Source organism: Piscibacillus halophilus (assembly GCF_900110685.1).
GTDB lineage: Bacteria > Bacillota > Bacilli > Bacillales > Alkalibacillaceae > Piscibacillus > Piscibacillus halophilus.
On the sequence record NZ_FOES01000013.1, the window covers coordinates 28,991 to 43,523 of the forward strand.

Consider the following 14,533-nt stretch of genomic DNA (forward strand, 5'->3'; position numbering starts at 1 on the left):
AGTTAGGGATAAGATGCTGAGGCGACTCCTGAGGGTTTCACTACAAACAAAAATTACCGGGCTAGTAATAGGTATTACTTCCTCTTTGATTATATTGCTACTTGGAGTTTTCGCATACCTTGACATACAACAAATTTACTTAAATAGAGAAGACTTAAGTCTTCAAACAGCGAAGACTCTATCATTTAACCCCGATGTACAAGAGGCTATTATTGATCGTGATGAAGACGAGCTTCAACTATTAATCAACCAATACAGTGGTCAGAAAGAGGGAATGTTTGCTGTTATACAAAGTAAGGACGGCCGTTTTGTATATCATCCGAACGAAGAATTAATTGATGAATATTACCCTTTTGATGATGGTTACATGGCAGTGGTATTTGGTGGATATTATACGATGGAATCTGACGAATTTATTGGGTCCGCTATCGTAGGAAAGGCCCCTGTCTATTCAAATTCTGAACGCATTATTGGTGTTGTCACAGTCGGTTACTTAAAATCAGAGATCAATCAGGCAATTATGAACCGAATTAAAAGCACTCTTTATTTCTCCTTAATTATCTTTTTATTAGGGGTTCTATTAAGTTATCTCCTAGCCAGACATATTCGAAAAGAAACATTTGGGCTTGAGCCTAGAGAAATAGCAACCCTATATCGCTCACAATCCTCTATTCTAAATTCAATTAGTGAAGGTGTTATAGCCACAGATGAAAACGGATACATAACGTTAGTAAACGATACAGCCAAAAAACTATTAAACATTAATGAACCATATCATTTACAGGTCATTGATTCGTTGTTACCCGAAATCAATTTTCAAGAGATTAAATCATTGTATGCCAGAATTAATAATAAGGAAATTCGTTTTAATCAGCGGGTAATCATTATCAACTTAGTCCCAATCATTGAGAATAGTAAGCTTATTGGAACTGTAACGACATTCAGAGATAAAACACAAATTACCGAAATGTTATCTACTCTATCAGAAGTAAAAGAGTACTCAGATAACCTTAGAGCCCAAACACATGAATTTTCCAACAAAATGCATGTCATATCAGGATTAATACAGCTTGAAGAATATGACCAAGTTCGAAAGATGATAAACGAAGAAATAGTCGATATACAGAACAACAATAAGTTAATTTTTGAACATATACAAGACCCGAAAGTACAAGCCGTGTTATTAGGAAAATTAAGCAAAGCATCTGAAAAGAAAATCAAGTTTACAGTTGACCCTAATAGCTCTTTAAATGTTTTACCAAATTATATAGATATCTCCCATATTATCACCATTATGGGTAACCTTATTGATAATGCTTTTGATGCTGTCGCGCATAAAAAACAACCCGTCGTTTCATTTTTTACTCTAGACATTGGTCAAGATATTATTTTAGAAATTACGGATAATGGTGACGGAATTAATGAAGACTTAGATTTATTATTTAAAAAAGGCTTCTCAACTAAAGGTACGGGGCAAAGAGGGTTTGGTTTATATAACGTAAAAGAATCTATTAATTCTTTAAATGGTAGCATTGAGGTTGAATCTGACGATCATGGAACAACTTTCTCAGTCTTTATACCAAAATTAAAAGGTGGTGTCACAAAAAATGATAAAAATTATAGTAGCTGAAGATGATTTCCGCGTAGCAAATATACATGTGGGGTTTTTAAATAAGATTGATCATGTACAAGTAGTAGGCAAAGCAATGAATGGACAAGAAACACTAGAATTAGTGCAATCTACAGATTTTGATCTATTATTTTTAGATATCTATCTACCTGACATACTAGGAACCGAATTAATCGATCAGTTACGAGAGATTAAACCTGATTTAGATATCATCATGATTACGGCAGCAACTGAAAAGCATTTACTCGAAGATAGTTTAAGAAAAGGGATTGTCAATTACATTATGAAGCCTGCTTCATTAGAAAAATTCCAAGAAGCTATTAATCAGTATTTTAATAGACAATATTTATTAGCCGAGCAAGATCATATCGATGAAGAATTATTAAATAAAATCTTTTCTAATCAGACAAATAGTATTCAATCACCCAAACAAAATTCTCTACCAAAAGGAATTGATAAAATTACGCTTGAAAAAGTGATAGAACATTTCGATGACAAAAAAGGACCTTGGTCAGCAGATGAAATGGGACAAGCAATAGGTTCATCTAGAACGACAGCACGACGCTACTTAGAGTATTTAGTTTCCACTGAATATATTAAAGTTGAGCAAGAGTATGGTGTGATCGGTAGGCCAGAAAGAAAGTACTATGCGAAATAAAATCCATGAACAAAATGAACAAAAATAATTTATTGTTGTTAATGGAATAAATTTTGAAAACGGTTACAAGATGAAATTTTCAAATTATTATGTACCCAGACACTCATTTTCTGAACAAAAAATTGAAAGGATGGTTTATGTGAATAAGTATTTATTCTCTTTATTATTAGTTATCGCTGTCGTATTAACAGCTTGTTCTGACACTGGTGGTTCTGATGATGCATCTGAATTTCCAACAGACAATATTGAAATAGTAGCACCAGCTTCTCCAGGTGGAGGTTGGGATGGTACGGCTCGTGCCATGCAAAAAATCTTTGACGATGAAAATATTATCGAAAAAAACATGAATGTCGTTAACAAACCTGGCGGAGGCGGTGAAGTAGGTTGGCAATATCTAAAAGATCAAGACGCGCATACCTTCGCCATTAACTCAAGTCTTGTGATCACTAACAATCTATTAGGGCAAAGCGACTTAACTTACAAGGATTTTACACCATTAGCCATTTTAACAACGGAATGGATTTCAGTAGCAGTGGCACCTGATTCTGAGTTCGATAATGGAATTGACATATTAGAACAACTTAAGGAAGACCCTACATCACTCAAGATAGCTGTCGCTCCAAGCCTAGGTAATAACGACCACTTAGCCTTCGTTCAAGCAGCTAAAGAATATGGTGTCGATGTTACTCAACTTGAATTTATGATTTATGAAAGTGGAGGAGATGTTGTAACTGCTTTATTAGGTGATCATGTTGATGTTGCAACAATGTCTGTATCGGAAGCTAAAGAACAACATTTAGCAGGTAAATTAAAAATGGTAGCTGTAGGTTCTAATGAGCCTATTGAAGGACTAGAAGATGTTCAGACTTGGAAAGAACAAGGCATCGATTTAGAATTTCCTCACTGGAGAGGTGTAATGGGACCTCCAGACATGAGTGAAGAAGAAATTGCTTATTGGGATGAGACCATTTCAACACTTGTAGAAACAGAAGCTTGGCAAGAATTATTAGTCAATAACGAATGGGAATCTTACTACATGAATAGTGAAGAAGCTACTGAATTCTTAGAAGAACAAACTGAAAACTATAATCAGCTACTTAAAGATGCAGGTTTAATTGACTAGTAGACTAGTAGGAATAAATCCACATGAAGTGGATTTATTCCAATTTTATAAGGGGTGTTTATATTGGTTCGTTTAGCAATGCCTTTATTTTTTATCATTACGAGCATTGTTTATTTAATACTGACATTTGACTTAACAAAATCAAGAACGGGTGATCCGAATGCCCCACTATACTTCCCAGCTATCATTGGTATTTTCTTGTTAATTATGGGAATCATTTATTTCTTCCAAGAATGGAAGAAACGCTCCGAAGCTGTGGAAGAATTTAAAGGGTTAATTCAAGGTCGAACCCCCGTCTTAATCATTTCAAGCTTAGTATTGATTTTTATTTATACATTTCTATTTGAAAGAATAGGCTTTTTATTTTCTACAATGATTTTCCTTGGCGGATTATTATTTGTTGTTAATGGAATACAAAAATGGCTTCAAAACATTTTAATATCAGTTATTTTCTCATTTGTAACTTGGTATTCTTTTTCAGAATTATTAAATGTTAGCTTACCTTAGTGAGGAGAATTATTTATGGGTGTAGATATTCAGAACTTCATAGAAGGATTAATGACTGCCCTTCATCCGATGAACATTTTATGGGTACTTATCGGAGGATTTTTAGGTACGGTAGTTGGTATGTTGCCAGGTCTAGGTCCTGCCACAGCTGTAGCCGTTTTGATCCCTATAACTTTCGGTATGGATCCAACGAGTGCCTTAGTATTGATGGCAGCCATTTACTATGGTGCTATGTATGGCGGTTCACGTAGTTCAATCCTAATAAACACACCTGGTGACGGGTCAGCTATTGCTGCTACATTTGATGGTTACCCCATGACCAGAAACGGTCAGGCAGGTCAAGCCTTAACCATTTCAGCGATAGCTTCATTAATCGGTGGTATATTCGCAATTATAGGTTTTATTTTGTTAGCAAAACCTTTAGCTGCATTTGCATTAAAATTTGGCCCTGCTGAGTATTTCCTCCTTTTCTTATTTACTCTTTCTGCAATCGTCTCTTTATCAAGAGGCAAAATGGTCAAAGGGTTTATTGCTATGGCAATTGGATTAATGCTTAGCACAGTAGGGATTGACCTACAAACAGGTGTTCACCGTTTCACCTTTGATATTCCACAGTTAAGTGAAGGAATAGATTTTTTAGTGGTCATCATAGGTGTCTATGCAGTCGGTGAAGTGCTTTACAACTACTTAAATTTAGATCGTTTAAAAAATAAAAATAAACTCGGGAAAAAATGGATTACAAAAGATCAATGGAAACGCTCCAAATGGCCAATCATTCGTAACGGTCCAATAGGATTTTTAATTGGGGTTTTACCAGGTGCAGGTGGCTCCATCGCTTCGATGTTAAGTTACACGACAGAAAGACAAATTTCAAAAGAACCTGAACGTTTTGGTAAAGGGGCCATAGAAGGAGTGGCGGCTCCAGAGTCTTCTAACAACGCAGCATCGGTCGGTTCTTTTATTCCATTATTAACAATGGGTGTCCCTGGTTCAGGTACGACAGCAGTCATTTTAGGTGCTGTTATCATGTTAGGTTTACGTCCTGGACCATTATTATTTGAAGAAAGTCCAGAAATGGTGTGGACACTAGTCAACAGTATGTTTATCGGAAACATTATCTTAGTGATTATTAATATTTTACTCATTAGCGTTTTAGTCAAAATATTAAATACACCACCACGTGTCTTATATCCATTAATATTAGTCCTAGCATTTATTGGGACATACACATTAAGCTATAGTGTCATTGATTTTTACATTTTAGTCATCTTTGGAATAATCGGACTCTTAATGAAACTACTAGATTTCCCAATAGCTCCATTAATCCTAGCATTAATTGTTGGTTCAGACATGGAACAAAACTTTAGAAAAAGTGTCGTGGCACACGATCATATAATGAATGTGCTCTTAGCATCTCCTGTAACGATTACACTTTCAATTTTAACTATTTTATCAATCTCGTATCCATTTATAATGTCATGGGTTCAAAACCGTAAATCAAAGCAAGCAGATGCAGCTTAAGTAAGGCGGGCTTGATATGACGAAAAACAATATACTCTTAGCTTTAGCCATTGTGATTTATGGAATATTTTTCATTCCAAACTGGGATATTCACATTCAAGCTTTGGGGGCACTTCTTGTAGTCCAGATTTTATGGATTGGAAGGGTGTTCCCTTTAGCATTTAGTTCTTTAATTTTGATTTTAATATTATCCTTTCATTTCTTTACGTATGATGAAACGTTGAGTTACTTTGGTTCTAGTTTAGTTTGGCTTTTATTTTCAACTTTCATATTATCGTATGCGTTTATCAAAACTGGCTTAGCAAGTCGAGTTTCACTTAAAATACTGGCTTTAGCAAAAGGTTCAAGCAAAGCACTAATTTTCGTCTCTTTTATGATGGAGTTTGTCCTTACTGTTTTTATTCCATCTAACATAGGGAAAGGACAGCTTGTTAGTTCTATATTAAATGATTTAATTAACAACTTAAGGAAAATTCAGGAGACCGAAAACTTAGGAAAGTCCTTATTCATTGGAATTGCATATGTCAGTGCGATATCGGCAGCTTTCGTTCCAACTGGTGCAAGCTCAACCATCTATGCTTACGGAATGTTTTCTTCAGTTTCCGATCAAATAAATTACTTTACATGGATCCTATATATCGGAGTTCCCATCGTCGTTTTCATTTTGATCTTATGGGTGATATTCCTAAGCAAATTTCCAGTCCATAAAGTTAATTTTAATTTAGTTAATAATTTAATTAATTCTAAAATGAAAGAACTGGGTAACTGGAAACCAGAAGAAATTAGAATGGCCATCATCATTGGTTTAACGTTATCACTTTGGTTAACCCAACCGATCCATCATCAGCCTATCCCTTTAATCGGTTTGTTAGGGGCTGTTTTTGTTGTTCTTCCTTATATAGGCGTTATGAATTGGGATGAAGCTAAAAAAGGGATTAATTGGGATATGATGATATTCTTTGCTGCTACATTAATGCTTTCCAATATGTTAATCGAAACTGGGACATTAAATGGTCTAACCAATCTAATATCTCAAAGCAGCCAAAATCACTCAAATATCTATATCATTATCAGTTTCATAATTGTTACTTCTTTAATCAGAATTGTCTTTGTAAATGTATTAGGTTTTTTAACCATTATGTTACCACTGGCAATCACTTTAGGTCAGCAAATTGAATTCTCACCGTTATTATTAGCGATGGGAGTTTACTTAGCAGGTGTGCCTGGTTTTCTACTAATCACACAATCACCTGTCCATTTAATTAGCTACTCTTATCATCACTTCGAAACACGCGACTTATTAAAAAGTGGTGTAATCGCTTTGCCTATTTGGTTAGTAATTATTATTTCATCAATATTCCTGTATTGGAGCTTGATAATTTAAAGGAGGTTTTTTTATGACTTGGCTCGTTTCCAATCAATCATCACAAAAAGAATTAGCTAAACAATTAAAAAATGAAATGAATCAACAAGGTATTTTAAAAATTATCGGTGCACATGATAGCATGGCAGGCCTTGTAGCTAAACAAGTCGGATTTAGCGCTCTTTATCTTTCTGGTGGTGCTTTAACCGCTAGTAAAGGCTATCCGGATATTGGGTTATTAAATTCTACAGAGGTGGCCAATCATGCAAAGGAGATTGTTCGTGCAACCAATTTACCTATGTTAGTAGATGTAGATAATGGCTTTGGTGGTCCTCTTAATGTTGCTCGTACCGTGAAAGAAATGGTTGAATCTGGGGTGGCAGCTATTCAAATGGAAGACCAAAAGATTCCAAAAAAATGCGGTCACTTGAATGGAAAACAACTCATTTCTAAGGAAGAAATGGTCGAGAAAATAAAGATGGTAAAAAAAGTCGCCCCATCTTTAGTTTTAATTGCTCGAACCGATGCGCACAGTGTTGAAGGCATAGATTCGACGATTGAACGTGCCAAAGCATACGAAGAGGCTGGCGCAGATGCCATTTTTCCAGAAGCCATTGGTAAAGAAGATGAGTTTAAACGATTTACTGAAGCTATTAATATTCCTTTACTAGCTAACATGACGGAATTCGGTAAAACGCCTTATTATACAGATCAGCAATTTGAAGATATGGGTTATGATATGGTGATTTATCCAGTCACATCATTACGCGTGGCAGCTAAAGCATACGAAATCGCCTTTACAGAAATCTTCACTCAAGGTACTCAAAAAGGGGTATTGGACCAAATGCAAACTAGAGAACAACTTTATGAAACAATTCGTTTAGAGGACTATGAGGATTTAGACAAAAGCATTGCTAAAACGGTCCTACCCACCATTGAAGGAGATGAATAAAGATGACAAACAATAAATTTGATGATGTCATAGAAGCTATTGCTGATTATACATTGCAAGATAATGTAGGTGACCAAGAGTCCTTATCCGTCGCTAAAGATGTCATTATGGATAGTATGGGTTGTGCCATCCTATCATTAAACTATGAAGCATGTACTAAACTACTTGGTCCCATCGTCCCCATGAATATTGAAGTAGGGAGTAAAGTGCCTGGGACTTCTTACTATCTAGATCCTGTTCAAGGTTCTTTTAATTTCGGAACCATGATTCGATGGTTAGATTATAATGATTGCTGGCTTGCCCAAGAATGGGGGCATCCTTCCGATAATCTAGGTGGAATCCTGATGATTGCAGACTACATAAGCAGAAAAAATGTAAGCGAAGATCAAGCACCATTAACTATGAAAGACGTCTCCCAAGCCCTCATTAAAACCCATGAAATACAAGGTGTTTTAGCATTAGATAATAGCTTGAACCGCCAAGGGCTAGACCATGTGTTATTCGTTAAAGTTGCAACAGCAGCTGTTGCGACACAACTACTAGGTGGATCTAAACAACAGATTATGAATGCCGTTTCTAATGCTTGGATTGACAACTCCAGTCTAAGAACCTATAGACATTTTCCTAATGCTGGTTCTAGAAAATCATGGGCTGCAGGAGATGCAACAAGTAGAGGTGTTTGGCTAGCACTTATGTCTCTACGACATGAAATGGGCTATCCAACTGCATTGACAGCCGAACAATGGGGGTTTGAGGATGTCTTAATGTCAGGAAAATCTATTACATTAGCACAACCTTTTAAAGACTATGTTATGAAAAACATTTTATTTAAAATTTCTTATCCTGCTGAGTTTCATGCACAAACGGCGGCGGAATGTGCTATAGAACTACACCCTCAAGTCAAAGACCAATTAGATGAGATTAGCGAGATTATCATTCATACACATGAATCAGCAAAACGAATTATAGATAAAACAGGGCCACTAAACAACCCAGCAGACCGTGATCACTGTTTACAATACATTACAGCGATTGGACTGATCTATGGCGATATTTCCGCAAACCACTATGAGGACGAAACAGCTGCTAATCCATTGATTGACCAAATACGTGCTAAAATGACGGTTATTGAAGATGAAAGATATTCAAAAGACTACCTTGAACCTAATAAGCGTTCTATTGCAAACGCTGTCCAAATTGTTTTTAAGGATGAATCTAAAACAGATAAATTAGAACGAGAATATCCTGTTGGCCATCGTTTCCGCCGTAAAGAAGGACGTCCATTATTACATGATAAATTCCATGACAATATTTCCACTCAGTTTAACGAGCACCAACAATTAGCTCTTAAAAAGACATTTAATGATCACGAACAATTTTATAATCTACCTGTTCATGAATTCGTTAATCTTTGGGATCGTTAATATAAAACAGACAACCTCAATCCTAGCGAGGTTGTCTGTTTTACTATTGTTCCTGCTCTTCATACAACTCATCAAAATGCTGAGCCATTTCAAAGTCCAGATCGGTCAACCCACGCATTTCCCAAGATGAAATTTTAAGCGTTACGACCTTATAATCAATCGCAATGTTTGGGTGATGATTCTTTCCTTCTGCATACTCAGCAACTTTACGAACAAATTCAACCCCGTTAAGGTAATCTTTAAACTTGTAACGACGGCGAATCCATTTTTCATCGACTAATTTCCAATTAGCCAAATTCTCTAATTCTATTTCAATTTGTTCATCAGATAAACGTTCCATCATTCACCCTCCTCCTACAACATAATCCGTGCGTCTCCCCTTTTTTAACTATCGTACATATTTCTCTATTAATTGTTGGTCTATTCCTTTTTTCTTACCTTTCTTAACTAACCATCTCATAAATAGTTTTAAGATTAAAGGCAGCTCAACTACTTGGGTATCTTGCATCTCATACACCAGGGCGAGATGTATCCGATCATTTGGAAGACCTTTTTTATCTGTTTGACCATCTTCCATTAATCCATACAAGATCCGTATCGATTCTTCAAAGTAATGAGCAGGTTTAATCTTGGTCCGAAAAGTTACAGGTTTATTCGTCGAAGCATTCATGAACATGTGAGGTGTTTCTTTTGGGATCAATAATGTTTCTCCTTCAGTTAAAAACTTTGATCCATGACCTATAACAACTTTAAGTTCACCTTCAACAACCTCGACCTCTTCTTCAAATCGCTCATGACTATGAAGAGGGGCTCCAGACATACCTGGTGGTAAAAATACCTCAATGTATTCATATTCACCATTTGTATCCTGACTCGTTTCAAGAAAAGTAATTTTTTCACCGGTAAACTTGTTCGAAAACGAGCGATCTTGGCTGACTTTCTGCATACACTCCCTCCTTCATAAAATTCTTATAATCTATATTCGATAAAAAACTATAAATCCCTTTATACACAAAAAAGAACTGCCCATTACAGGCAGCTCCATCTATATGATTTAGGGGGAGATTAAAATTGTTCAAGATAGTCCTTCCAGCCTTCTAAAGTCAGAGGCTTACTAAAATAATAACCTTGATAAATATCACACCCAAAGTCACGAATAATTGTCAGATGTTTGGTACTTTCAACCCCTTCTGCGATCACATCTAAATTCAAATCACAGCCAAGTTGAATAATCGTTTTACAAATCCTACGATCTATCGGACTCTTATCCACATCGTGAATAAATGCTTTATCCAATTTAATGGTATCCACCGGAAGATATTTTAAATAGTTTAACGAAGAGTAAGTCGTTCCAAAATCATCAATTGAAATCTTAACACCTAAGCTTTTTAGATGCTGGAACGTGACTGCAACATCTTTTAGATTTTCTATCAGCGATGTTTCCGTAATCTCGATGGATAGATAATTAGCTGGAAAACCTGTCTCATGTAAAATTGTTTCAATTCTTTGCGCAAAATCCTTCTTACGAATATGAACAGCAGAAATATTAACAGATAACATAAACTTCTTACCCGTTAAATCCATTAACTGCTTCATATCCTCACATGCTCGTCGACATATGACTTCATCTAACCAGTCAATGAAATCATATTCTTCAGCATGATCAATAAAATCAATTGGCGGCACAAGCCCTTTTTCAGGATGTTCCCAGCGAGCCAACGCTTCAACTCCATGCAACTTTTGACCATCCGATGTTAAGACAGGTTGATAATAAGGGAAGATATCTCCATTTTTTAAACCAGTCTTAATCGATTCCGCGTACAACAACTTTGAATCTAATTCATCCTCTTGATGTTGATTTAGCGGCTGGATGTCACCACAATCATGGACCTTATAGTTGGAAATAATAAGCCCTAACAATTCATTATAGGCTGCTAATGTATCAAGCTCTCGTTGAGTTGGATATCGACTATATTTTGAATACACGCCAAAAACTGCTACTACCTCACTCGTCCCAGGCTTAAACACCGGGACCGACCAACAAGATTTTAGCCCATAAGGCTCCACTACATTCGAAAAAGTCTTCCAACTCTTATCGTTATACACATTTGGAGTAACCATTAGCTCGCCGCGAACAGCCGCCGCCCCGAACGTCCCTAGCCCATCAAATAACCGAATGTGTAAAAACTTTTCCAACATGTCATCTGGCAACGAATAGGCCGTACCATTTACAAACTCTGTACGTTTTGAATTTAAAAGCATAATCGTACAGTAAGAATCCACAAACTGATCCTCAAAGTACTTCAATGCTCTTTTTAACACATCACATAACGGAAGCCCTGCTTTTAAATATTCCGTTATATATTGATAACCAGCCACAAACTCTTCTGGGCTTAACACTCTTTCTTCTAGTAAACTTTTTTCACCCATTTTAAGAGCCTCCCGATCATAAGACTTTTAATCTACTAAATATGACATTTGCCAGATTGATTGTAACGTACACTTGGATAAATAGGCCTAAAATACGACACTTTGGAAAATTAAACCTTTATCATTTAGTCATTTTCGAGTATGATGAAAAAAAAGTGCTACCAAAAATCTCAGAAGAATTTCTGGTAGCATATAAAATTATGGACGAATAAAATATGGACGACTTATAAGGAAATGCTTTTGAGTTAAGTAATTTTGGAAATTAATCCATTGCACCTAGGTCATCTTCACCGTTGCCTTTACCTAGTAATTCAACCTGTAAAGCTGCATCGTTAAGATCACCTGCAGCACTTACGTTCATAGAGAATCCAACGATTAGAGCAGTGATCACAGCAATACCTAATAATCTTTTCACGGACTCACCTCCCTTTAAACTGAACCTTAATTTATAATTAGATACTATCAGAATATAAAAATCTATGAATTTGGGATGAGAGCCGATTTTTACTAGTTCAGATTTATTTTTCTTCGATTTTCTTTGATTTTCTCAAATAATATAAACATTGGAATATTTCATACTTTTGGAGGGAAATTCAGATGGATCCACGTGAAGAAATAGGAAAAAGAATATACGAATTAAGAAAATATTTCAAAATTACACAGAAGGAACTATGCGAAGGAATATGTACACAGGCCTACATAAGTAAAATTGAAAATGGTTCATTAGCTATTGCAGCTGATATTTTATTTGAAATCGCAGAACGACTCGGGGTCGATATTAATTATTTCTATGATTCATCTTATAACCCAAGAGTTGACTATGCACTTGAAGTAGAACTAGAAGCCAGAAACCTAGTCAAAAAAGATGAATTTGAAAAGCTTGAAGAATTAATAAAACGTGAAGAGAAAACACCATTAATGTACAACAATAAATTCAAACAATTCATTCTATGGCATAAAGCTATCTACACTAGGTATATCTATGATGATTTTGAAAGAGCAGAAAGTTTACTTGATGAAGCACTTACTTTATTTAATACAAGTTCCAAGTCCTATTCTGAAAGAGAAATTCACATTTTAATAAACAAAGCTAACTTACACACGGATAAAAGAAATTTTGCTTATGCAATTGAATTATACGAAAAAGCAAAGGCTACTTTAGAGAAATTACCTTACTTACATGATGATAGCTTAGTTACACTTATTAATTTCAATTTAGCAAGAACTCATTATCTAAAAGGCGAATTTGATAAAACTATATTATATTCTGAAAATGGAATTCAGCATTGTAAAAAAAAGCAATCACTTGATGGATTTGGTCAATTTCATTTTCTAAAAGGAAACGCACATCGGAAATTAAAAAATTTCAGCTTAGCTAAAAAGCATGTAGAAACTGCCATGCAAATATTCGCACTCATTGACCATGAAAAATATTTATCTAATTGCGAAAAAGTATTGCAACGTATTAAAGAAGAAGTTGATTATACTACTAGCTAATTCGAATATCCAAATTATAATATACCACATTATCTTAAATTCGAAAGACCTAATTTAAAAATGACTACTATTGACTCGTTCAATAGTAGTCATTTTTTACTAATCATGGTTAGCCTTATTTCTAATATGAATTAAAAAGCGAGTACTCCAATAAGCCGTTAAAACAACTGCAATATCAATTAAAAAAAGATGAAAATAGTTAAAGCCCTTATTCATCTCAATGAACCCTATCATTTTTTCTACATAAGCCAATCCAAATGAAAAGGCAATCGACACTCCAACCATCCAAAGATAGAAATTCTTTTTATGCTTTGTACAATATTGATACACCAAAATAAATGCAACAGGTAAGGAAGATGATACAGCCGTAAAAATAGACGGTAACATCGGTGTTAAATAATAATAGTGGATAAAGTATAACTGGTTTTCTAAGTACATTCCTGTATAATTCCAAAGAACGTGAATCGTCCAACCGAAAAAGAATAATTCAAAAATCCGCTTTCGATCCACATATTTTATCAATATAAATAATGGGATAATAAATAATAAAAATACAACCCAGAATTGCCAATCATTAAAATAGGAATAATTTCTCCAATACTCATCAGTTAATTGACTCAATTGTTCAATCGAACTTTTAATTTCTGCCCAATATTCGTGAAAACCCATGTCGGTACCCCCGGTTAGCTCATAAACTATCTAACCTTCATAATTTGAGCTAATAATGGAAAAATATACTTTTTGATAAAGGAAAAGTTCCCATTTCTAATCCAAATGGGAACTTTCCTTATTTACTCTATAGACACGTTTCATAATGTTATAGGCATGTTTTATACATCCAATATTGTATGTGAAATACCTATGAATTTATATCCATTAAATCCCGCAATTCATCTTTATTTGCAGTTAAGTCATTCAAAGTATACTGGTCGAGCACACGCAAAAATGCGATTAAAGCATCGTTTAATACATGTTTTAATTTACACGAAGGAGTGATGACGCATGTATTGGTATCTCGATCGAAACACTCCATCATCACAAAGTCGTCTTCCATCATTCTAACGACATGTCCTATATTAATATCTTCAGGCGATTTTGAAAGAGCGATTCCACCGTTTCGGCCTCTAATGGTATGAAGCAATTCAAGTTGTCCTAACTGATAAACTATTTTACTTAGATGATTTTGTGAGATCCCAAAAGTCTCTGAAATCTCTTTAATGCTTGTAAGTTCGCCTTCTTCTTTAGAATTAACATAAATTAATACTCTAAGAGCATAATCGGTATATTTTTTCAATCGCATATAAATGCTCCTAACGTCTGTCATCTCTTTTATTTTACCTTATCGAATAGATGTTCATCAAATTGAAAAACTATATTAAAAATATAGCCACAAAAGATGTATTTATGATGCATCTTTTAGTTTTAAAA

15 protein-coding genes are annotated in these 14,533 nt (G+C 35.0%); 9 read left to right on the forward strand and 6 right to left on the reverse strand.

What is annotated here, in order from left to right; all coding sequences use genetic code 11:
* Window positions 1–85: 85 nt before the first annotated feature.
* The 8 genes from BMY57_RS07820 to BMY57_RS07855 all read left to right on the forward strand — a co-directional run bounded on the left by BMY57_RS07820 (window position 86) and on the right by BMY57_RS07855 (window position 9,178).
* Window positions 86–1,630 (forward strand): ATP-binding protein, encoded by a 1,545-nt coding sequence (locus tag BMY57_RS07820; RefSeq protein WP_177176350.1) that lies wholly within the window; start codon window positions 86–88, stop codon window positions 1,628–1,630.
* Window positions 1,608–2,288, forward strand: coding sequence for a response regulator (locus BMY57_RS07825; RefSeq protein WP_091773464.1), 681 nt, complete (start codon window positions 1,608–1,610; stop codon window positions 2,286–2,288). The genes BMY57_RS07820 and BMY57_RS07825 overlap by 23 nt, the downstream gene beginning before the upstream one ends.
* A gap of 139 nt (window positions 2,289–2,427) precedes the next feature.
* A complete protein-coding gene (locus BMY57_RS07830) occupies window positions 2,428–3,411 on the forward strand; it encodes a tripartite tricarboxylate transporter substrate binding protein (RefSeq protein WP_439895793.1) in 984 nt (327 codons plus the stop codon).
* 54 nt (window positions 3,412–3,465) lie between these two features.
* Window positions 3,466–3,918, forward strand: coding sequence for a tripartite tricarboxylate transporter TctB family protein (locus BMY57_RS07835; protein ID WP_369678856.1), 453 nt, complete (start codon window positions 3,466–3,468; stop codon window positions 3,916–3,918).
* A 15-nt stretch (window positions 3,919–3,933) separates the two neighbouring features.
* On the forward strand, window positions 3,934–5,439 hold the full coding sequence (locus BMY57_RS07840) for a tripartite tricarboxylate transporter permease (protein WP_091773466.1): 1,506 nt from the start codon (window positions 3,934–3,936) through the stop codon (window positions 5,437–5,439).
* Window positions 5,440–5,455: 16 nt separating this feature from the next.
* A complete protein-coding gene (locus BMY57_RS07845; RefSeq protein ID WP_091773467.1) occupies window positions 5,456–6,823 on the forward strand; it encodes an SLC13 family permease in 1,368 nt (455 codons plus the stop codon).
* Between the two features lie 13 nt (window positions 6,824–6,836).
* On the forward strand, window positions 6,837–7,754 hold the full coding sequence (prpB, locus tag BMY57_RS07850; protein WP_091773468.1) for a methylisocitrate lyase: 918 nt from the start codon (window positions 6,837–6,839) through the stop codon (window positions 7,752–7,754).
* Window positions 7,755–7,756: 2 nt separating this feature from the next.
* Window positions 7,757–9,178, forward strand: coding sequence for a bifunctional 2-methylcitrate dehydratase/aconitate hydratase (locus BMY57_RS07855; RefSeq protein ID WP_091773469.1), 1,422 nt, complete (start codon window positions 7,757–7,759; stop codon window positions 9,176–9,178).
* A gap of 43 nt (window positions 9,179–9,221) precedes the next feature.
* On the opposite strand, the gene BMY57_RS07860 is transcribed toward BMY57_RS07855, so the two are convergent.
* The 4 genes from BMY57_RS07860 to BMY57_RS16060 all read right to left on the reverse strand — a co-directional run bounded on the left by BMY57_RS07860 (window position 9,222) and on the right by BMY57_RS16060 (window position 12,023).
* Window positions 9,222–9,518 (reverse strand): 4a-hydroxytetrahydrobiopterin dehydratase, encoded by a 297-nt coding sequence (locus tag BMY57_RS07860; protein WP_091773498.1) that lies wholly within the window; start codon window positions 9,516–9,518, stop codon window positions 9,222–9,224.
* Between the two features lie 48 nt (window positions 9,519–9,566).
* Window positions 9,567–10,124 carry a cupin domain-containing protein gene (locus tag BMY57_RS07865; protein ID WP_091773470.1) on the reverse strand — a complete coding sequence of 186 codons (558 nt, stop codon included), beginning with the start codon at window positions 10,122–10,124 and terminating at the stop codon, window positions 9,567–9,569.
* Window positions 10,125–10,243: 119 nt separating this feature from the next.
* Window positions 10,244–11,608, reverse strand: coding sequence for a sensor domain-containing phosphodiesterase (locus BMY57_RS07870; protein WP_091773471.1), 1,365 nt, complete (start codon window positions 11,606–11,608; stop codon window positions 10,244–10,246).
* Window positions 11,609–11,870: 262 nt separating this feature from the next.
* The gene (locus BMY57_RS16060; protein ID WP_177176351.1) at window positions 11,871–12,023 is read right to left on the reverse strand and encodes a hypothetical protein; all 153 of its coding nucleotides are present in this window, start codon (window positions 12,021–12,023) and stop codon (window positions 11,871–11,873) included.
* A gap of 182 nt (window positions 12,024–12,205) precedes the next feature.
* Between BMY57_RS16060 and BMY57_RS07875 the strand changes: the two genes are divergently transcribed.
* Window positions 12,206–13,105 carry a helix-turn-helix domain-containing protein gene (locus BMY57_RS07875; RefSeq protein ID WP_091773472.1) on the forward strand — a complete coding sequence of 300 codons (900 nt, stop codon included), beginning with the start codon at window positions 12,206–12,208 and terminating at the stop codon, window positions 13,103–13,105.
* 99 nt (window positions 13,106–13,204) lie between these two features.
* On the opposite strand, the gene BMY57_RS07880 is transcribed toward BMY57_RS07875, so the two are convergent.
* Both BMY57_RS07880 and BMY57_RS07885 read right to left on the reverse strand, forming a co-directional pair.
* Window positions 13,205–13,774 (reverse strand): hypothetical protein, encoded by a 570-nt coding sequence (locus tag BMY57_RS07880; protein WP_091773473.1) that lies wholly within the window; start codon window positions 13,772–13,774, stop codon window positions 13,205–13,207.
* Between the two features lie 190 nt (window positions 13,775–13,964).
* Complete coding sequence (locus tag BMY57_RS07885) at window positions 13,965–14,405, reverse strand: Rrf2 family transcriptional regulator (protein ID WP_091773474.1); 441 nt, start codon at window positions 14,403–14,405, stop codon at window positions 13,965–13,967.
* Window positions 14,406–14,533 lie beyond the last annotated feature (128 nt).